The following is a 20,355-nucleotide window of genomic DNA, read 5'->3' as shown; positions in this document are numbered from 1 at the left end:
GGCGGAGGGAAAGTTGGAGCCCTGACCGGCTGTTTCACAGCTGTGACAGAGCCGTCCTGACGACGCGGTCCATCGCGGCCGTCCCCAGGCAGGCGTCGACCTCCAGCACCCCGTAGTGGGTGCCGCTGCGCAGCACGGCGATGCCGCCGCAGGGCTCCTCGCCCTCGGGCGCTGTGCCGGTGGTGTTGCGGGATCCCTGGTAGACGCCCATCCAGCTCGCGGTGACGTCCGGGGCGAGCCGCACTGTCGTGGTCCTTCCGTAGACCCAGTGCCCTGGCGTCTCCTCCTGGCAGGGCACCTGCTCCAGCAGCAGGCGCTGGGCGAAGTTCTGCGCCAGGGAAGGGCTCCGGGCCTCGGCGGCGACCTCGCGGGCGACCTGGTCGGCGCCGTCCAGGGCCAGCGTGGGGTCGCTCGGGTCGGTGCGGGTGCTGGTCGTCAGTCCGCGGAAGTGGGCACCGGGCCCGCCCAGGGTCTCCTCGAGGGTCTTCTCCCCGGTGCAGGCCGCGTTGGCGTAATGCCCGTCGCCGTACCGGTCGGTGACGTGGATCTTCCCGACGCCGACGTCCGGGCCGAAGGCCGCGGGTGCCAGAAGGTTCGCCTTCGTCACCGGCCCGGTCGCACCGGTCGGCGAGGCGGAGCCGGAGGCCGAGGACGTGGGCGTCGGAGCGGACCCGCCGGGCGTCGGGAGGGCGGACGTGCCCCGGGATGGCCCGCCGACCGCGGCGCCCGGCCGCGCGGCCGGGCGCGCGTCGGCGCCGGGGGGCGGCGGCAGGACGAATCGGCCGGTCACCAGCCCGAGCGCGGCGGCTGTCAGCAGAGCGGCCACGGCGGACCGGTACCGGATGACGGCGCGACCGCCGCCCTGAGCGGGACCGCCGTTCACCGACCGGGGACCAGGCGCTCGCGCATGAAGCGGCGGGCCTGGTGGATCCGGTCCTTGACCGTGCCCAACGGGGCGTCCAGCTGCTCGGCCACCTGGACGTAGGTCAGGTCGCCCAGGTCGCGCAGCACGAAGGACTCCACCAGGGTGGGGTGCTGCCGCTCCAGCGCGGCCAGCGCCTCCATCAGGTCGAGCCGGGTCCCGGCGATGACGCTGGTGGTGCGCGGGTCGACGGACTCGGGGAGGTCGGCGTGGCTGTCCTCGGCGCGCCGGCGCATCGAGCGGTAGGTCGACCGGGCGGCGTTCGAGGCGATCACCGTCACCCAGCCCAGGAAGGAGCCGTGGCCGCCGTACTCGCCCAGGTGCTTGCTGATGGACAGGAGCGCGTCCTGCGCGGCCTCCTCCGCGTCGGCGTGATGGGGCAGGAAGCGCGAGCAGCGGCGCAGCACCATCGGCCGCAGTTTGGCCAGCAGGTACTCCATCGACCCCGGGTCCCCCGCCTGAGCAGCCGCCACGAGCCGCTCCAGCTCGCCTTCCCCGAACATCCGGATCCCCCCGTTTGGTCCCGCCCGGCATTCCGCCTCAGTCGAACGGAAGTTCCCCACTCCCTCCGACTCCGGCAGAATGCTGCCACATGCGCAAGCTCGGCCGTTACCTCCTCCTGGAGCGGCTCGGTGCCGGCTCCTTCGCGACGGTCTGGAAGGCCTACGATCCGGAGCTCGACACCGAGGTCGCGGTGAAAGTGCTGGCCGAGAACTGGGCCGCCAACGCCGACGTGCGCGAGCGGTTCCTGGCGGAGGCGAGGCTGCTGCGCCGGATCGCCAGCCCGCGGGTGGTCCGGGTGCACGACGTCGGGGTGCAGGAGGACCGGCCCTACTTCGTCATGGACCTCGTCCGCGGTGGCACCCTGGCGGACCGGGTCGGGCAGTGCGACCCGCAGGAGGCGCTGCGGCTGGCCGCGGAGGCGGGCTACGCGGTCCAGGTGCTGCACGAGGCGGGTGTGGTGCACCGCGACGTCAAGCCGTCCAACCTGCTGCTCGCCACCGGCCCCGCGTCCGCCGAGGTGCTGGTGGCGGATCTGGGCAGCGCGAAACAACTGGCCGACGCGTCCGGGCTGACGGTGACCACCGGCACGCCCGCGTACATGGCACCGGAGCAGGCCTTCCAGACCGGCGGGTTCGACGGGAGGGCCGACGTGTACGCGCTGGCCGTCGTGGCCTACGAGCTGCTGACCGGGCAGAAGCCGTTCGGCCCCGGCGGGCGCGCCACGGCTCTGATGACCGACCAGCCGTCCGCCTCGACGCTGCCGGCGCTCCCAGCCGGAGCGGAGCTCCCACCGAACGTCGCCCTGCTGCTACGGGCCGCGATGTCCGTCGAGCCGGCGGACCGACCGCCGACCGCCCGGGCCTTCGCGGACGCGCTGCTGGCTCCGGTGCCGCAGTCCCAGCCCGTGGCGGGCCCCGCGTGGCTGACCCGCGTCACGGTCTGTCTGGCGTCGGCCACGGTGTTCACGGCGACGACCCTGCTGAGCTGGCTGCAGCGTTGAACCGGACAGGGAGCCGGTCCGCACCGGCGGGGCACTGACAGCCGACGGCTGTCGTAGGGTCGATGACATGCGTCTGAGCACCGTGATCCTCCCCATCCACCGGTGGAGCGAGGGCCAGAAGACCTGGCGGCAGGCCGAGGACCTCGGTTTCCACGCCGCGTACACCTACGACCACCTGTCCTGGCGCAGCTTCCGCGACCGCCCCTGGTTCGGGGCGCTGCCCACGCTCACCGCCGCCGCGACGGTGACCGAGCGGATGCGCCTCGGGACGCTGGTGACCTCGCCGAACTTCCGGCACCCGGTCACCCTCGCCAAGGAACTGATCTCCCTCGACGACATCTCCGACGGCCGCGTCACCCTCGGCATCGGCGCCGGCGGCAACGGCTTCGACGCCACCGTGCTCGGCCAGGAGGCGTGGACGCCGCGCGAGCGCGCCGACCGCTTCGCCGAGTTCGTGCCGCTGCTCGACCGGCTGCTCACCGAGGACGCGGTGACCGAGCGCGGCACCTTCTACTCGGCCGACGAGGCCCGCAACGTCGGCGGCTGCGTCCAGCGGCCGCGGCTGCCGTTCGCGGTCGCCGCGACCGGCCCGCGCGGGCTGAGGCTCGCCGCCCGCCACGGGCAGGCGTGGGTGACCACCGGCGACCCGAAGCTGTACGAGACGGGGACGCCCGAGCAGTCGGTCGAGGCCGTCGCCGGGCAGCTCGACAAGCTCGGCAAGGCGTGCGCCGAGATCGGCCGCGACGCCGCCGAACTGGACAAGATCCTGCTCACCGGCTTCACCCCGGAGCAGAACACGGTCCTCGGCTCGCTCGACGCCTTCGTCGACTTCGCCGGGCGCCACCAGGAGCTGGGCTTCACCGAGCTGGTGATCCACTGGCCGATCCCCGACTCCGTCTTCGCCGCCGACCAGGCCGTCTTCGAGAAGATCGCCACGGAGGCCGTCGCCCAGCTCGGCTGAGCCGACCTGACACAAAGCGTGGCGAGGGGGCCACATACAGGCACTCAAATGTGCGCTCCCTCGCACGCCCGTGCACGTTGTACGGAACAATGACGAGGTGACCTCATCTGACACCGTCCGTCTGATCGCCACCGACCTCGACGGCACCCTGCTGCGGGACGACAAGTCCGTCTCGGAGCGCACGGTCGCCGCCCTCGCCGCCGCCGAGCGGGCCGGCATCGAGGTCTTCTTCGTCACGGGCCGCCCGGCCCGCTGGATGGACGTCGTCAGCGAGCACGTCCACGGCCACGGCCTGGCCATCTGCGCCAACGGCGCCGCGGTCGTCGACCTGCACGCGGGCGGCACGTTCCTGGAGGTCCGCCCGCTGGAGCGGCCGATCGCCCTGGACGTCGTCCGGGCGCTGCGCGAGGCCGCCCCCGGCACCACCTTCGCCGTCGAGCTCACCACCGGCATCCACTACGAGCCGGAGTACCCGCCGTTCTTCCTCGACCCCGGCGCCACCGTCGCCACCGCCGAGAAGCTCCTCTTCGAAGAGGCGCCGGGCGCCGCCGCCCCGGTCCTGAAGCTGCTCGCCCAGCACCCCGAGCTCGACCCGGACGTCTTCCTCGCCACCGCCCGCGCGGCCGCCGGCGACCTGGCCTCCTTCACCCGCTCCAGCCCCACCGCGCTCATCGAGATCAGCGGCCTCGGCGTCTCCAAGGCGTCCACCCTCGCCCGCTGCTGCGCCGCGCGCGACATCGCGCCCGAGCAGGTCGCGGCCTTCGGCGACATGCCCAACGACATCGAGATGCTCAGCTGGGCCGGCCGCTCGTACGCCATGGGCAACGCCCACCCGGACGTGATCGCCGCCGCCTCCGGCCGGACCGTCGGCAACAACGAGGACGGCGTCGCCGTCGTCATCGAGCAACTGGTCGCCGAGGCCACACGGACAGAGGCACAGGGCGCGCGCTAGAGAGTGGCCGCGCGGGCAGAAGCGCGGGGCACACGCTAGAGCGAGACCGCACCGGCAGAAGCGCACGGCACGCGCTGGGGCACGGCACGCATGGGCAGAAGCGCACGGCACGCACTGGGGCACGGCCCGCATGGGCGGAAGCGCACGGCACGCGTGAGGCACGGCCCGCACCGGCAGAAGCGCAGGGCGCGCGCTAGAGCGGGGCCTCCCACACCACCGTCGTACCGCCGCCGTCCTCGCCGATGCCCGGGCCGACCCGGCTCGCGCCGCCGAGCGACTCGGCGCGCCGGGCCAGGTTGCGCAGCCCGCTGCGGCGGCCGCCCTCCGGGATGCCGACGCCGTCGTCGGCGACCGACAGCCGCACGCCCCGGCTGCCGTCCGGCAGGGTGACGGTCGCGTCCACGACCACCTCGATCCGGCCGGCCCCGGCGTGCCGGAAGGCGTTCGACAGCGCCTCGCGCAGCGCCGCGACGAGGTTCTTGCCGGTGAGGTCGCCGACGGTCGTGTCGATCGCTCCGACGAAGCGGTGCGCGGGCTTGAAGCCGAGCGGCACCGCCGCCATGTTGATCTCCCGCAGTACGCGGGTGCGCAGCCCCGAGGGGGCCTCGGCCGGTCCCTGCTGGAGCGCGAAGATCGCCGTACGGATCTCCTGGATGGTCACGTCCAGCTCGTCCACGGCCTTGCCGACGCCCTCCTGCACGGCCGGCACGACCGACTTGCGCTGCGCGCTCTCCAGCATCATCCCGGTGGCGAACAGGCGCTGGATGACCAGGTCGTGCAGGTCCCGGGCGATCCGGTCGCGGTCCTCGAAGACGGCGAGCCGCTCCCGGTCCCGCTGCGCCTCCGCCATCATCAGCGCGAGCGCCGCCTGCGAGGCGAACTGGGTGGCCAGGGTCCGCTCGGCCTCCGTGAACTGCCGGGCCCCGCGGGCCCGCGGGGTGGCGAGCGCGCCGAGGACCCGGCCGCCGCTCTGCAGCGGCAGCAGCATCGCGGGACCGTACTGCTCGGACATCCGGTGCAGCATCCGCGGGTCCGTGGAGGCGTCGGCGAGGAACACCGCCTCGCCCGCCATCAGCTGCTGCACCACGGCGCTCTCGGGCCCGATCACCACGCCGAGCCACCTGGTCGGCCCGGGCGAGGAGACGGCGACGATCTCCAGACCGCCGTCCTCCGCGGGAAGCAGCACGATGCCGGCGGCCGAGTCGGCCAGCCTGCGGGCCTGTTCGGCGACGACGGTGAGCGCGTCGTCGGCGTCGCCGCCGGAGAGCAGGGCGGTGGTGACGGCGACGGAGCCGTCGATCCAGCGCTCGCGCTGCCGTGCGGCCTCGTACAGACGCGCGTTGCCGACGGCGATCCCGGCCTCGGTGGCGAGCACCCGGACCATGTGGACGTCGTAGTCGCTGAACTCCCCGCCGCCGTTCTTCCCGGCAAGGTAGAGGTTGCCGAAGATCTCGCCCTGGACCCGGATCGGTACGCCGAGGAAGGTCCGCATCGGCGGGTGCCCGGGCGGGAAGCCGGCCGCGCGCGGATCCGTCGCCAGATCGGCGAGCCGGATCGTCCCCGGCTCCCGGATCAGCGCGCCGAGCAGACCCGCGTGCCCGTCCGGGCGGCGCCCGATCCGGCGGGCGACGTCGTCGCCGACGCCGTACGTGACGAAGTCGGAGAGGCCCTCGCCCTCGTCGTCGACCACGCCGATGGCGGCGTAGCGGGCGTCGGCGAGTTCGGCGGCGGTCTCGCAGATCCGGTCGAGCGTGGAGTGCAGTTCGAGGCCGGTGCCGACCAACCGCATCGCCTCCAGGAGCTGCGGCACCCGGGCGGTGAGCTCGGTGGACAGGCCGTGCAGGCTGCGCGTGGCCCGGGTCGCGGCTTCGAGCGGGTCCGGGGCGTCCGGCACGGCGGCGGTCATGGGGACGAGCCTAGTAAGTCCCATTTGGCGAGGAAAGTCGGCTACGGGTGGCGGGCTGCGAGGCGGTCACGGGGCGGGGACCAGGTGGAGGTCGCTCGCCCGCTCCTGCTCCAGCATCCGCCGCAGCGGCCCGTCGACCGCCGCCAGCTCCGCGTACGTCCCGCGCTGCACGGTCCGGCCGCGGTCGAGCACGACGACCTCGTCGACGGCGTCGAGGCCGTGCAGCCGGTGCGTGATGAGGACGGTGGTGCGGCCCTCGGTGGCCCGCAGCAGGTCGTCGGTGAGCGCGTCGGCGGTGGCCAGGTCCAGGTGCTCGGCCGGCTCGTCGAGGACGAGGACCGGGAAGTCGGCGAGCAGCGCGCGGGCGAGCGCGAGGCGCTGCCGCTGACCGCCGGAGAGCCGCGAGCCGTGCTCGCCGACGAGCGTGTCGAGCCCGTCGGGCAGCCCGTCCACCCAGTCGAGGAGCCGGGCCCGGCGCAGCGCCTCGCGCAGCTCGGCGTCGTCCGCGCCGGTCCTGGCCAGGCGCAGGTTCTCGCGCAGGGTGCTGTCGAAGAGGTGGGCGTCCTGCGCGCAGAGGCCGACGAAGCGGCGTACGTCGTCGCCGTCCAGCTCCGCCCCGTCCGTGCCGCCGAGCCGGTACGTGCCCCGCTGCGCGTCCAGGAAGCGCAGCAGCACCTGCGCGAGCGTGGTCTTGCCGGAGCCGGACGCGCCGACGACGGCGACCCGGCGCCCGGCATCCAGGCGCAGCCCGAAGCCGTCGAGCGCGGGCCGCTCCTGCCCGGCGTACCGCGCCGAGAGCCCGGCCAGCTCCAGCGGGAACGGGCTCGCCGGGGGAGCGGCGGGCGCGACCGGCTCGGCCACGGGGACGGGCGCGTCGAGCACGTCGAGGACCCGCTCGGCGCTGCGGCGCACCCGCTGGCGGTACTGGACGGCGAGCGGGAGTCCGTTGACGGCCTCGAACGCGGCGAGCGGGGTGAGCACGACGACGGCGAGCGCGACGCCGTCGAGCCGCCCGTCCCGCACCGCCTGGACGCCGACGAGCGCGGCTCCGGCGACCGTGAGGCCGCAGACCAGGGCGGAGAGCCCGGCGCCGAGCGCGGTGGCGGCGGACTGCCGGGAGGCGATGGCCGTGAGCGTACGGTCGGCCGCCGCGGCCCGCTGGACGCGACCCTTCAGCGCGCCGGCCACGGTGAGTTCGGCGCAGCCGCGCAGCAGGTCGACGACGGCGGTGGTGAGCGTGCCGCGCGCGGGGGCGAGCTGCCGCTCGGCCCGCCGGGCGAGCGCGCCGCCGGCCAGCGGCACGGCGACCCCGGCGAGCAGCAGGCCCACGGCGAGCACGGCCCCGGCCTCGGGCAGCAGCCAGACCGTGAAGGCGACCGACCCGGCACCGACGACGAGCGCCGCGCCGACCGGGAGCAGCCAGCGCAGCCAGTAGTCCTGCAGCGCGTCGACGTCCTGGACCAGCCGGGCGAGGAGATCACCGCGCCGGGTGCGGCGCAGCCCGGCGGGCGCGATCCGTTCGAGCCGCCGGTAGACGGCGACCCGCAGGTCCGCGAGCATCCGCAGCACGGCGTCGTGCGCCACCAGCCGCTCCGCGTACCGGAACACGGCCCGCCCGATGCCGAAGGCGCGGGTCGCGGTGACCGCCACCATCAGATACAGCACGGGCGGCTGCTCGGACGCCCGGGAGATGAGCCACCCGGACACCCCCATGAGCCCGACGGCCGACCCGAGCGCCAGACTCCCGAGCAGCAACGCGAGCGCAAGCCGCCCCCTGACCTGCCCGGCCATGTCCCGAACCCGCCGAAGGGCACGGCGGGCGGGGGCGGTGCCGGTGGCCGGGCCGTCGCCCTGCGGGGCGCGCCGGCCGACGCCGTCGGCCTGGCGCGGCACGACCCCGGCGCCCCTGGCCTCGGCCGCCGCGGGCAGCGCCTCCGGTCCGCCGGAGGCGGACGGTCCCGGGAAGCCTCCGGCTTCCGCGTCCGACGGCCGGCCGCCGGCAAGGTCCGGCCCTGAATCGACGCCACCGAACCGGCCCACGGCCGACGACGTACCAGCGCTGGGCGCGCCCGCGTCAGCCGCCAGGGCGACGGCCGCCTCGGGCTCCGCCGGGGTCAGCCGCACCACTCGGTCCGCCACGGCGAGCAGCGCCGGGCGGTGGACCACGAGCAGGACCGTCCGGCCCACCGCGAGGCGGCGGACCGCGTCGACGACGGCTGCCTCCGTCTCGCCGTCGAGGGCGGCGGTCGGTTCGTCGAGGAGGAGGACCGGGCGGTCGGCGAGGAAGGCGCGGGCGAGCGCGAGGCGTTGGCGCTGGCCGGCGGAGAGGCCGGCGCCGTCCTCGCCGAGCAGGGTGGCGGCGCCGTCCGGGAGTTCGGCGACGAAGTCGGCGGCGCCCGCGTCGCGCAGCGCGGCGCGCACGGCCGCGTCGGTGGCGTCCGGGCGGGCCAGGCGCACGTTGTCGGCGACGGTGCCGGCGAAGAGGTAGGGGCGCTGGGGCACCCAGGCGATCCGGGAGCGCCACTGTTCGAGGTCGAGCGCGTCGAGGTCGGCGCCGCCGACCCTGACCGTGCCGCCGGCCTCCGGGGCGGTGAAGCCGAGCACCACGTCGAGCAGGGTCGACTTGCCGGCGCCGCTGGGCCCGACGAGGGCCACGGTCTCGCCGGGTTCGACGGTGAGCGAGGCCGCGTCGAGCGACGGCCGGGCGCGGCCGGCGTGCCGTACCGTCACCCGGTCGAGCTCGATCCGTACGGACGCGGGCGCCGCTCCCGTACCGCCGGCCGGGACCGGGTGTTCCAGGACCGCGAAGATCTCCTCGGCCGCGGCGAGCCCCTCCGCCGCCGCGTGGTACTGCGTCCCGACCTGCCGCAGCGGCAGATACGCCTCGGGCGCCAGGACCAGGATGACGAGTCCGCTGTAGAGGTCGAACTCGCCGTGGACCAGGCGCATGCCGATGGCGACCGCGACCAGCGCGACCGAGAGGGTCGAGAGCAGTTCCAGGGCGAAGGAGGAGAGGAAGGCGATCCGCAGCGTCCGCATGGTCGCCTGCCGGTAGTCGCCGGTGATCTTCCGGATGCTGTCGGCCTGTGCCTTCGCGCGGCCGAAGACCTTGAGCGTGGGAAGCCCGGCCACCACGTCGAGGAAGTGCCCCGAGAGCCGGGAGAGCAGCTGCCACTGCCGGTCCATCCGGGCCTGCGTGTACCAGCCGATGAGGATCATGAAGACCGGGATGAGCGGCAGTGTCACCACGATGATCGCGGCCGAGACCCAGTCCTCGGTGACGATCCGGGCGAGGACCGCGACCGGTACCACGACCGCGAGCCCCAGCTGGGGCAGATAGCGGGCGAAGTAGTCGTCGAGCGCGTCCACGCCCCGGGTCGCGAGCGCGGCCAGCGAGCCGGCCTTCTGCCCGCTGAGCCAGCCGGGCCCTAGCTGCGCGGCCTGCTGGAGCAGTCGGCCGCGCAGCTCGGACTTGACCGCCGCGCTCGCCCGGTGGGCGGCGAGTTCGGTGAGCCAGGAGACGAGCCCCCTCCCCGCCGCCACCGCGACGAGCAGCAGCAGCGGGGTGCCGAGACCGGAAACCGACAGGCCTCGCTGGAAGGCCCCCACCACGACCTCGGCGACGAGCATCGCCTGGGCGATGATCAGCAACGCCCCGACGAAGCCCAGGCCGACGACCGCCGCCAGGAAGAAACGGGTGGCCCTGGCGTACCGCAGCAGTCGCGGATCGATCGGTTTCACGTGAAACATCTCCCCACTCGTGGGTGCTGGCTAGTGGGCGTCGGCGAGGTGCTGCGTGCCGATCCGCTTGCGGAAGACCCAGTAGGTCCAGCCCTGGTAGAGCAGCACCAGCGGGGTCGCGATCGCCGCACACCAGGTCATGATCCTGAGCGTGTACGGCGTCGACGACGCGTTGGTCACCGTCAGGCTCCACGCCGGGTTGAGCGAGGACGGCATGACGTTCGGGAAGAGCGTCAGGAACAGCATCGCCACCGCCGCGACGATCGTGATGCCCGAGAGCGCGAACGACCAGCCCTCGCGCCCGGCCCGGATCGCCCCGATCGCGCCGACCAGCGCCACCACGGCGATCACCAACGCGACCAGGCTTCCGCCGTCGCCCTTGTCGAGCTGCGTCCAGACGAGGAAGGCGAGCGCGACCACGGCCGTGACCAGACCCAGCTTGAGCGCGAGCGCCCGGGCCCGGGTGCGGATGTCGCCGACCGTCTTGAGCGCCGCGAACACGGTGCCGTGGAAGGTGAAGAGGGTGAGCGTCACCAGGCCGCCGAGCAGGGCGTACGGGTTGAGCAGATCCCAGAAGCCGCCCACGTACTCCAGGTTCCGGTCGATCTTCACCCCGTGGACGATGTTGCCGAAGGCCACGCCCCACAGGAAGGCCGGAATGAGCGAGGCCCAGAAGATGGCCTGCTCCCAGTTGCGCTGCCACCTCTCCTCGGGCCGCTTCACGCGGTACTCGAAGGCGACACCGCGGACGATCAGACAGACCAGGATGATCAGCAGCGGCAGGTAGAAGCCGGAGAACAGCGTCGCGTACCACTCGGGGAAGGCGGCGAAGGTCGCGCCGCCCGCGGTGAGCAGCCACACCTCGTTGCCGTCCCAGACGGGACCGATGGTGTTGATGAGCACCCGCTTCTCGGCCCGGTCACGGGCGAGCAGCTTGGTGAGGACTCCGATCCCGAAGTCGAAGCCTTCGAGGAAGAAGTAGCCGATCCAGAGGACGGCGATGAGTACGAACCAGACGTCGTGGAGTTCCATGCCTCGATCTCCTGAGCCTCAGTACGAGAAGGCCATGGGCCGGTCGGCGTCGCGGTCCCCGCCGATCCGGGTGGGCGGGTTGAGGTCGTCCTCGGTGAGCTCGGGCGGGCCGGCCTTCGCGTACTTGGCGAGCAGCCTCACCTCGACCACGGCGAGCACGGCGTAGAGGACGGTGAAGACGATCATCGAGGTGATCACCTCGCCCTGGGAGACCCCGGGGGAGACGGCGTCACGGGTGCGCAGCACGCCGTAGACGACCCACGGCTGACGGCCCATCTCGGTGAAGATCCAGCCCCAGGAGTTGGCGATCAGCGGGAAGGCCATCGTCCACAGGGCGACGAGCCAGTACCACTTGCCGATCCTCGGGCTGAGCGCCTTGTTCTTGAAGAGGACGAGATGCGGTGCCTCGTCCTCGCCCACCCTCAGGGCGGGGGCCAGCATGAACTTCTTGCGGGTCAGCCAGAGGCCGAGCAGGCCGAGCGCGAAGGACGCCATGCCGAAGCCGATCATCCAGCGGAAGCCCCAGTACGCGACGGGGATGTTGGGCCGGTAGTCGCCGGGCCCGAACTTCTGCTGCTCGGCCTTGTTGACGTCGTTGATGCCCGGGACGTACGAGCTGAAGTCGTCGTTGGCGAGGAAGGACAGCAGACCCGGGATCTCTATGGCCACCGTGTTGTGGCCCTTCTCGACGTCGCCGTAGGCGAAGACCGAGAAGGGAGCGGGTGCCTCGCCGTCCCACAGCGCCTCGGCCGCGGCCATCTTCATCGGCTGCTGCTTGAACATGACCTTGCCGAGCAGGTCGCCGCTGACCGCGGTGAGCATGCCGGCGATCACGACGGTGACCAGACCGAGCCGCAGCGAGGTCTTCATCACCGGGATGTGCCGCTTGCGGGCGAGGTGGTAGGCGGCGATGCCGACCATGAAGGCGCCGCCGGTGAGGAAGGCCGCCGAGAGGGTGTGGAACACCTGGTTGAGGGTGGTGTTCTGGGTGAGCACCAGCCAGAAGTCGGTGAGCTCGGCCCGCCCGCGCGCCCCGTTGATCTTGTAGCCGACCGGGTGCTGCATCCAGGAGTTGGCCGCCAGGATGAAGTACGCCGACAGGACGGTGCCGATCGACACCATCCAGATGCAGGCCAGGTGGATCTTCTTCGGCAGCTTGTCCCAGCCGAAGATCCACAGGCCGATGAAGGTCGACTCGAAGAAGAACGCGATCAGCGCCTCGAAGGCGAGCGGGGCGCCGAAGATGTCACCGACGAAGCGCGAGTAGTCCGACCAGTTCATGCCGAACTGGAACTCCTGCACGATGCCGGTGACCACACCCATCGCGATGTTGATCAGGAAGAGCTTGCCCCAGAACTTCGTCGCCCTGAGGTACTTCTCGTTATCGGTGCGCACCCAGGCCGTCTGGAGACCGGCGGTGAGCGCCGCGAGCGAGATCGTCAGAGGGACGAAGAGGAAGTGGTAGACGGTGGTGATACCGAACTGCCAGCGCGCCAGTGTCTCTGGCGCCAACGCGAGGTCCATATGGTCCACGTCGCCTTCTCCTTACATCGCCGTGGTGCACAATCGGCAGTTTGCCCGCTTGATCCCACCCATTCCGGGAGGAACAGGGACACGCTTGTGAACGCGTTCACATTCACAAGCATTATGGCTCATACGAAATCCGTACCTTCGATTGGGGTCCCGTACCGAAGGTCGCCTCTTCCCAAGACCTTCAACATATTGTTGAATCCGGGCCATGAACCTTCGGATACGCATCTCCTGGCCGGCCGGACACACCACGGCCACCCTCGACGAAACCCCCACGAGCAAGGCGCTCGTGGGGGCTCTGCCGATCTCCGCCACCGCCCGGACCTGGGGCGAGGAGGTCTACTTCGACACTCCGGTCTCGGTCCCGCTCGAGTCCGACGCGCGCCAGGTCGTCGCGCCGGGCACGGTGGCGTTCTGGACGGAGGGCGACGCGCTCGCCCTCCCCTACGGCCCCACCCCGATCTCGACGGACGACAAGCCGCGGCTCGCCAGCCCGTGCAACCTCCTGGGCGCGCTGGACGGGGACCCCCGGATCCTGGCCACCGTGAGGTCCGGCGACCCGATCCGGGTGGAAGTCATCGACTGATCAGGCCCGGCGGAAGCCCTCCGCCGTCTTCAGGAACAGGTCGTTCGCCTCGCACTCACCGATCGTGACGCGCACGCCCTCGCCCGCGAACGGCCGCACCACCACTCCGTGCCGCTCGCACTCCGCCGCGAAGTCCATGGTCCGCTCGCCGAGCCGCAGCCAGACGAAGTTCGCCTGGGTGTCCGGCACCGTCCAGCCCTGGGCCACGAGCCCCGCATGGACCCGCTCGCGCTCGGCCACCAGCGAGCCGACCCGCCCGAGCAGCTCGTCCTCCGCCCGCAGCGAGGCCACCGCCGCGTCCTGCGCGAGCTGACTCACGCCGAACGGCACCGCCGTCTTGCGCAGCGCCGCCGCCACCGGCTCGTGGGCGACCGCGAAGCCCACCCGCAGGCCGGCGAGCCCGTACGCCTTCGAGAAGGTCCGCAGCACCGCCACGTTCGGCCGGTCGCGGTAGAGCTCGATGCCGTCCGGGATGTCGGTGTCGCGGACGAACTCCCGGTACGCCTCGTCGATGACGACCAGGACGTCGGAGGGCACCCGGTCCAGGAAGCGCTCCAGCTCGGCGCGGCGCACGGCGGTACCGGTGGGGTTGTTCGGGTTGCAGACGAAGATCAGCCGGGTCCGGTCGGTGATCGCCGCCGCCATCGCGTCGAGGTCGTGCACATCGCCCTCGGTCAGCGGCACCTGCACCGGGGTCGCGCCGCTGATCTGCGTGATGATCGGGTACGCCTCGAAGGAGCGCCAGGCGTACATCACCTCGTCGCCCGGGCCCGCGGTCGACTGGATCAGCGACTGGGCGACACCGACCGAGCCGGTGCCGGTGGCGATGTGCGAGACCGGGACGCCGAAGCGGTCGGCGAGCTCGGTCATCAGCCCCGTGCACGCCATGTCCGGGTAACGGTTGAAGTTGGCGGCCGCGGCGAGCGTGCTCTCCATCACGCCCGGCAGCGGCGGGTACGGGTTCTCGTTGGAGGAGAGCTTGAAGGCGACCGGTCCGCCCGCGGCGGCCGGCTTGCCCGGCTTGTAGGTGGGGATGCCGTCCAGCTCGGCGCGCAGCTTCGGGCCCGCCGTGCCCGCCGTGCCGACCCCGCTCGTCCCGCTGGTCTCGCTCACTGTGGGTCCTCCTCGACCGTACGTACCACCAATACTCCTCACCTTATGAGGATTCGGCTCTCCTGCGAATGGGCTGTGGACAACGGAGCGGCAACGAGGGGAGCGCGCGCCGGGGTGGCGCGCGCCGGTGGCGAGCGCCCTGGCGCGCATCCCCCGTAGAGGTGAGTTGAGACCTCTTCGAGACCTCCCACCCTCGCCAGGTGCATGGCGGCCAGGGACCACGGCTCTTCCGGAAACCCCCTGAATACCCTTGGTTTCCCAGGCCGTTGGTACTTTTTGATCTTGCAGAAACGTGCCTGTCAATGCCTGCATATGCGACCGGCTCGACCCACCCCCTTCGCCCTACTATCGGCTCGCCATGACAGCAGCAGGGAAGCACCAGGTGAGCCGGGCACAGACCCGGGGAAGCCGGCAGGGCCGGGCGGGCATCCGGGACGTGGCCGCCGCCGCCGGAGTCTCGATCACGACTGTCTCCGACGCGCTCAACGGCAAGGGCCGGCTCCCGGACGCCACCCGCCGTCACGTCCGCGAGGTCGCAGACAGGCTGGGCTACCGCCCGTCCGCGGCCGCCCGCACCCTCCGTACCGGCAAGTCGGGACTCATCGGCCTGACCGTGACGACGTACGGGGATGAACCTTTCACCTTCACCGAGTTCGCCTACTTCGCGGAGATGGCCAGAGCCGCCACCTCGGCCGCGCTCGCCCGCGGCTACGCCCTGGTCATCCTGCCCGCCACCTCCCGTCACGACGTCTGGTCGAACGTCGCCCTCGACGGCACCGTCGTCATCGACCCCTCCGACCACGACCCCGTCGTCACCGAGCTGGTCCGCCAGGGCCTGCCCGTCGTCTCCGACGGGCGCCCCGCCGGCACGCTCCCGGTGACCGCCTGGGTCGACAACGACCACGAGGCCGCCGTCCTCGACCTGCTCGACCACCTCGCCGCGGCGGGCGCCCGCCGGATCGGGCTGCTCACCGGGACGACGACCGACACGTACACCCGGCTGTCCACCACCGCGTACCTCAACTGGTGCGAGCGGGTCGGCCAGGATCCCGTCTACGAGGCATATCCGGCGCACGATCCGTGCGCGGGCGCCGTCGCGGCCGACCGGCTGCTCGCCCGCCCGGACCGCCCCGACGCCGTGTACGGGCTCTTCGACCCCAACGGCACCGACCTGCTCGCCGCGGCCCGCCGCTACGGGCTGCGGGTCCCGGACGACCTGCTGCTCGTGTGCTGCAGCGAGTCCACGATGTACGCCAACACCGAGCCGCCCATCACGACGCTCTCGCTCAAACCGCGCCGCATCGGCACGGCCGTCGTGCAACTGCTCATCGACGCCATCGAGGGCATCGAGACGGACGGACCGGTCGAGCAGGTGATACCGACCGAGCTGATCGTCCGCACCTCGTCGCAGCGCCGCTCGCCGCGGACAACGGTGAGCCCGCCACGGTCTCCCTCGAAGGACTGAACCGGGAGCGGGGGCGGAGGGGGCCGGAAACGGGTCGGGGGCGAGGTCGGGGGACGGGGGCGGGGAGGGCCGCGGAAAGCCGCGGCTCTTGTGGTCCGGCAGGCGCAAACCATTCGGCGCCCCGGGCCCGCCCCTGGTCCGGACCTTCCCAATTCGGGCGAAACACCCGGTGAACCCGGAGTGGACCCGGATTCACCACCCCTGGTGCGTCACACAGGCGGACCCTCATTCCTATGATGGATGGACGACACCGCGGACCACCACGACCAGGCCGGTCCGCGATGTGCAGGGCATCGCGACGGTGGTGGAGGGGTCGATGACACAGGGGGCCGGGCAGGAACCCGTGGTGCGCACAGCGACGTTGCGTGACTTCCGTGTACCTCCGTACGCCCGGGTGCCGGTCCAGGGCCATGCTTCCGAGCCGCTTTCCACCGACGCTCCGCCCTCCGCCACGCCCGCCGCCGGGCCCGCCGACGCCACGCTCCACCTGGCCCAGGCGCCCGAGGCGTACGAGCCCCGCGGGGCCTACGAGTCTTCGGAGCCGTACGAGGCTTCCGAGCCGTACGAGTCACCCGCCCCGTACGAGTCCCGCGACCCGTACGACTTCTTCGCCGCCGGTGCCGTCAGCGCCGGCCACCCGGGCCACCCCGGCAACGCCTTCCCCGACGACGAGCCGCCCGAGGGGTACACCCCGACCGAGCGCGACCTCCCGGTCATCAACCGCGGCGACACGGTCCAGGTCCACGTCGCCCCGGTGCCCCAGCCGGCCGCCGCGGCGCACCCCGACGGCCGCGGCCCCATGTACGTGGTGGGCGACGTGCACGGCTATCTCGACGAGCTGCTCGAAGCGCTGCGCGCCCAGGGCATCATCGACGAGAACGGCGGCTGGGCCGCCGGCAACACCCGGCTGTGGTTCCTCGGCGACTTCACCGACCGCGGCCCCGACGGCATCGGCGTCATCGACCTCGTGATGCGCCTGTCCGCCGAGGCGGCGGCCGCCGGCGGCTACTGCAAGGCCCTCATGGGCAACCACGAGCTGCTCCTCATCGGCGCCAAGCGCTTCGGCGACACGCCGGTCAGCTCCGGCGCCGGCACCGCCACCTTCCAGGCCGCCTGGCTGCTCAACGGCGGCCAGAAGCACGACATGGACCGCCTCCAGGACGTCCACATCCAGTGGATGTCCCGGCTCGACTCCATGGCGGAGGAGGACGGCCACCTGCTGCTGCACTCGGACACCACCGCGTACCTCGAGTACGGCGACACGATCGAGGACGTCAACGAGACGGTCAAGGAGACCCTCAACCGCAACGACGCCGACGAAGTCTGGGACCTCTTCCGGAAGTTCACCAAACGCTTCGCCTTCCGCGACGAGGAGGCCGGCCCGCCGGCCGTCCGCGAGATGCTCGGCACCTACGGCGGCAGCCGGATCGTGCACGGCCACAGCCCCATCCCGTACCTTCTCGGCCAGGTCGGCACGGAGGACGGCGAGGAGGGCGAGCGCCCGCTCGTCGAGGGTCCGCACGTCTACGCGGACGGGCTCGCCATCGCGATGGACGGCGGAGTGACCATGGCCGGAAAGCTGCTGGTCGTGCAACTCCCGCTGCCCGCCTGACGCATTAACCCTACGCATCCGGGGAAGGCGATTTCCCGAAACACCCTGTCACCGCGTGCCGTAACCGCAATACCATCGGCTCATCCGTAGCAGGCTCTCCTCCGTTTCCGCCCGAACCGCCGTTTCCCCACGGCCGGTTCCGGCCCCTACGGAGCATCGGGGGATGCACATGAACGTGGCTCCGCACCTGCTGACCGAGGACCGCGCCGAGTTCGAGCGGGTCCTCGACGACGCACTGCGCACCGCGCACGACCATCCGGATCTGGCCGGAATCGGCACCCGGCTGACCACCGCACAGCTGCGCTCGATGGCGCTGAACGCCACGACGCTGATCACGACCGCCGCCGCGGCCGAGTACGACCACTTCGTGAAGGTACGGGAGCAGGTCCGCGAGCAGACGCGCACGGCGAGCGGCACGGGTGCCACGGACGGCGCGGCCGACGAGGGCGGCGCGGGCGTCTTCGCCGTCGTCACCGTCCTCGGCCCGCTCCTCGCGGGCACCGCGGCCGTGATCTTCCTGCTGGTCGGCGCGGTCCTGAAGATGCTCGACCCGGCCCCCGCGTTCGCCGACACCCTGCTGACCGCCGGCCTTCTCTTCGGCGCCGTCGCCGCGGCCGGACTGCTCTGCGCGGCGGCCGGACTGCTGCTCACGGCCCTGCGCAACAGCGCCACCGAAGTCCCCGCCCAGGCCCCCGACGACGAGCTGACGCGCGCCAGGGACGCCTGGTGCCGGGCCCTGGCGGACCGGGGCATCCACCCTTTTCTCCGCGACGCCCTCGCCGCGTCGCCGCCCCTGCCGCGCCAGTCGCCCGCGCCGCCCACCGGCCGCATACCCAAGGTCGGCTACAGCGGCCCGGACTTCACCAGCCCGAACGAGGGCGGCGCCCCGGCCCCACGCCCGACCTACACGAGCCCGGACTTCTCCAGCCCCGACTTCACGAGCCCGGACTTCACGAGTCCCGACGCCACAAGTTCCAACTCCACGAGCTCAGGCTCCACGAGTTCAGGCCCCACGAGCTCCGACCTCGCAAGTCCTGACGCCGGCACGCCGGAGCACCGTCCGGAGTGACCGGCATGCCACCCACGCGCCATGGGTGGCATGCCGTCAGCCACGGGCGTCAGTCGGCCAGCGGCAGGTACACCCGGTTCCCGGACGCCGCGAACTCCGCCGACTTCTCGGCCATGCCCGCCTCGATCTCGTCCGCCTTCAGGTCACCGCCGTGCTCGCGCCTGATGTCCTGCGAGATCTTCATCGAGCAGAACTTCGGCCCGCACATCGAGCAGAAGTGCGCCGTCTTCGCGGGCTCCGCCGGCAGCGTCTCGTCGTGGAACTCGCGGGCCGTGTCGGGGTCGAGGGCCAGGTTGAACTGGTCCTCCCAGCGGAACTCGAACCGCGCGTCCGAGAGGGCGTCGTCCCACTCCTGCGCGCCCGGGTGCCCCTTGGCGAGGTCCGCCGCGTGCGCCGCGATCTTGTACGTGATGACACCGGTCTTCACGTCGTCGCGGTTGGGCAGGCCCAGGTGCTCCTTGGGCGTGACGTAGCAGAGCATCGCGGTGCCCCACCACGCGATCATCGCCGCGCCGATGCCCGAGGTGATGTGGTCGTACGCCGGGGCGACGTCCGTGGTCAGCGGGCCGAGCGTGTAGAACGGCGCCTCCTCGCAGATCTCCTGCTGGAGGTCGATGTTCTCCTTGATCTTGTGCATCGGGACGTGGCCCGGGCCCTCGATCATCGTCTGCACGTTGTGTCGCTTGGCGATCGTGTTGAGCTCACCCAGCGTGCGCAGCTCGGCGAACTGGGCGTCGTCGTTGGCGTCCGCGATCGAGCCGGGCCGCAGGCCGTCGCCGAGCGAGTACGTGACGTCGTACGCCGCGAGGATCTCGCAGAGCTCCTCGAAGTTGGTGTAGAGGAAGTTCTCCTTGTGGTGCGCGAGGCACCAGGCGGCCATGATCGAGCCGCCGCGCGAGACGATGCCGGTCTTGCGGCGCGCGGTGAGCGGCACGTACGGCAGCAGCACGCCGGCGTGCACCGTCATGTAGTCGACGCCCTGCTCGGCCTGCTCGATGACCGTGTCCTTGTAGATCTCCCAGGTCAGCTCCTCGGCCTTGCCGTCGACCTTCTCCAGGGCCTGGTAGAGGGGGACGGTGCCGATCGGCACGGGGGAGTTGCGCAGCACCCACTCGCGGGTGGTGTGGATGTTGCGGCCGGTGGACAGGTCCATGACCGTGTCGGCGCCCCAGCGGGTCGCCCAGGTCATCTTCTCCACCTCCTCCTCGATGGAGGAGGTCACGGCGGAGTTGCCGATGTTGGCGTTGACCTTCACCAGGAACCGCTTGCCGATGATCATCGGCTCGATCTCCGGGTGGTTGACGTTGGCCGGCAGCACCGCGCGCCCGGCCGCGATCTCCTCGCGGACGACCTCGGGGGAGACGTTCTCGCGGATCGCGACGTACTCCATCTCCGGCGTGATCTCGCCACGGCGGGCGTACGCGAGCTGGGTGACCGCCTGTCCGTCGCGGCCCCGGCGAGGCAGCCGCGGCCGGCCCGGGAAGACGGCGTCGAGGTTCTTCAGCCCGCCGCCGCGCGGCGAGGTGTGCTTGATGCCGTCGTCCTCGGGGCGGACGGGGCGGCCCGCGTACTCCTCGGTGTCGCCGCGCGCGATGATCCAGTTCTCGCGCAGCGGCGCGAGACCGCGCCGCACGTCGGTGTCGACGGCGGGGTCGGTGTACGGGCCGGACGTGTCGTACAGCGTCACGTCCTTGCCGTTGGTGAGGTGCACCTGGCGAACCGGCACCCGGATGTCGGGGCGGGAGCCCTCGACGTACCCCTTGTGCCAGCCCGGCGTGCGCTCCCCCTGGCCGCTCTGCGGGTCGTTCTGGTCGGAGGCAGACGTGCGTGCATCCTGAATGGTCATGAGACCGAATCTCCCTACGCCGGCATTACCCGGTAACAGGTTCGGCGGTCGGCGCAGCGAAACTTCAGCGCCCTCTCAGCCCGGTGCTCCGAGCTCCCGCGTGTGCAAAGGTGCCA

Annotated in this window: 15 protein-coding genes and 1 riboswitch; of the genes, 7 read left to right on the top strand and 8 right to left on the bottom strand. The window is 72.2% G+C overall.

Annotated features, from left to right (window positions below):
* Positions 1 to 34: 34 nt before the first annotated feature.
* Both ACIRSU_RS21690 and ACIRSU_RS21685 read right to left on the bottom strand, forming a co-directional pair.
* Complete coding sequence (locus ACIRSU_RS21690) at positions 35 to 826, bottom strand: hypothetical protein (protein ID WP_403794471.1); 792 nt, start codon at positions 824 to 826, stop codon at positions 35 to 37.
* Positions 827 to 879: 53 nt separating this feature from the next.
* Entirely contained in the window at positions 880 to 1,425 is a 546-nt protein-coding gene (locus tag ACIRSU_RS21685; protein ID WP_403794468.1) for an RNA polymerase sigma factor, read from the bottom strand.
* Between the two features lie 89 nt (positions 1,426 to 1,514).
* Between ACIRSU_RS21685 and ACIRSU_RS21680 the strand changes: the two genes are divergently transcribed.
* From ACIRSU_RS21680 to ACIRSU_RS21670, 3 genes are all read left to right on the top strand, one after another.
* Positions 1,515 to 2,426, top strand: a complete 912-nt coding sequence (locus ACIRSU_RS21680) for a serine/threonine-protein kinase (RefSeq protein WP_403794465.1) — start codon at positions 1,515 to 1,517, stop codon at positions 2,424 to 2,426.
* A gap of 67 nt (positions 2,427 to 2,493) precedes the next feature.
* Positions 2,494 to 3,387, top strand: a complete 894-nt coding sequence (locus ACIRSU_RS21675; protein WP_403794462.1) for an LLM class flavin-dependent oxidoreductase — start codon at positions 2,494 to 2,496, stop codon at positions 3,385 to 3,387.
* Positions 3,388 to 3,484: 97 nt separating this feature from the next.
* Positions 3,485 to 4,339, top strand: a complete 855-nt coding sequence (locus ACIRSU_RS21670) for a Cof-type HAD-IIB family hydrolase (RefSeq protein WP_403794459.1) — start codon at positions 3,485 to 3,487, stop codon at positions 4,337 to 4,339.
* A 193-nt stretch (positions 4,340 to 4,532) separates the two neighbouring features.
* Here the strand turns inward: ACIRSU_RS21670 and ACIRSU_RS21665 are convergent, their stop codons facing one another.
* The 4 genes from ACIRSU_RS21665 to ACIRSU_RS21650 all read right to left on the bottom strand — a co-directional run bounded on the left by ACIRSU_RS21665 (position 4,533) and on the right by ACIRSU_RS21650 (position 12,542).
* The gene (locus ACIRSU_RS21665) at positions 4,533 to 6,245 is read right to left on the bottom strand and encodes a GAF domain-containing protein (RefSeq protein ID WP_403794456.1); all 1,713 of its coding nucleotides are present in this window, start codon (positions 6,243 to 6,245) and stop codon (positions 4,533 to 4,535) included.
* A 66-nt stretch (positions 6,246 to 6,311) separates the two neighbouring features.
* The gene (cydD, locus tag ACIRSU_RS21660) at positions 6,312 to 9,995 is read right to left on the bottom strand and encodes a thiol reductant ABC exporter subunit CydD (protein WP_403794454.1); all 3,684 of its coding nucleotides are present in this window, start codon (positions 9,993 to 9,995) and stop codon (positions 6,312 to 6,314) included.
* A gap of 21 nt (positions 9,996 to 10,016) precedes the next feature.
* Positions 10,017 to 11,018, bottom strand: coding sequence for a cytochrome d ubiquinol oxidase subunit II (gene cydB, locus ACIRSU_RS21655; RefSeq protein ID WP_403794452.1), 1,002 nt, complete (start codon positions 11,016 to 11,018; stop codon positions 10,017 to 10,019).
* A gap of 18 nt (positions 11,019 to 11,036) precedes the next feature.
* Positions 11,037 to 12,542 (bottom strand): cytochrome ubiquinol oxidase subunit I, encoded by a 1,506-nt coding sequence (locus ACIRSU_RS21650; RefSeq protein WP_403794941.1) that lies wholly within the window; start codon positions 12,540 to 12,542, stop codon positions 11,037 to 11,039.
* 214 nt (positions 12,543 to 12,756) lie between these two features.
* Between ACIRSU_RS21650 and ACIRSU_RS21645 the strand changes: the two genes are divergently transcribed.
* Entirely contained in the window at positions 12,757 to 13,134 is a 378-nt protein-coding gene (locus ACIRSU_RS21645; RefSeq protein ID WP_403794449.1) for a cyclophilin-like fold protein, read from the top strand.
* Here the strand turns inward: ACIRSU_RS21645 and hisC are convergent, their stop codons facing one another.
* Positions 13,135 to 14,247: a histidinol-phosphate transaminase gene (gene hisC / locus ACIRSU_RS21640; protein ID WP_403794446.1), complete on the bottom strand. Its 1,113-nt coding sequence runs from the start codon at positions 14,245 to 14,247 to the stop codon at positions 13,135 to 13,137.
* Positions 14,248 to 14,605: 358 nt separating this feature from the next.
* Between hisC and ACIRSU_RS21635 the strand changes: the two genes are divergently transcribed.
* The 3 genes from ACIRSU_RS21635 to ACIRSU_RS21625 all read left to right on the top strand — a co-directional run bounded on the left by ACIRSU_RS21635 (position 14,606) and on the right by ACIRSU_RS21625 (position 18,393).
* On the top strand, positions 14,606 to 15,712 hold the full coding sequence (locus ACIRSU_RS21635) for a LacI family DNA-binding transcriptional regulator (protein ID WP_389210687.1): 1,107 nt from the start codon (positions 14,606 to 14,608) through the stop codon (positions 15,710 to 15,712).
* Positions 15,713 to 16,028: 316 nt separating this feature from the next.
* Positions 16,029 to 17,324, top strand: a complete 1,296-nt coding sequence (locus tag ACIRSU_RS21630) for a metallophosphoesterase (protein WP_403794443.1) — start codon at positions 16,029 to 16,031, stop codon at positions 17,322 to 17,324.
* Between the two features lie 163 nt (positions 17,325 to 17,487).
* Positions 17,488 to 18,393, top strand: a complete 906-nt coding sequence (locus tag ACIRSU_RS21625) for a hypothetical protein (protein ID WP_403794440.1) — start codon at positions 17,488 to 17,490, stop codon at positions 18,391 to 18,393.
* Between the two features lie 49 nt (positions 18,394 to 18,442).
* Here ACIRSU_RS21625 and thiC read toward each other — a convergent pair whose 3' ends face one another.
* Positions 18,443 to 20,239, bottom strand: coding sequence for a phosphomethylpyrimidine synthase ThiC (gene thiC, locus ACIRSU_RS21620; protein WP_403794438.1), 1,797 nt, complete (start codon positions 20,237 to 20,239; stop codon positions 18,443 to 18,445).
* Positions 20,234 to 20,349, bottom strand: a riboswitch (TPP riboswitch). It overlaps the preceding gene by 6 nt.
* Positions 20,350 to 20,355 lie beyond the last annotated feature (6 nt).

Source organism: Streptomyces sp. NPDC101160 (assembly GCF_044768205.1).
Classification (GTDB): Bacteria; Actinomycetota; Actinomycetes; order Streptomycetales; family Streptomycetaceae; genus Streptomyces.
Note: the sequence above shows the minus strand (reverse complement) of the source record. Positions and strands in the feature narration are given on the sequence as shown.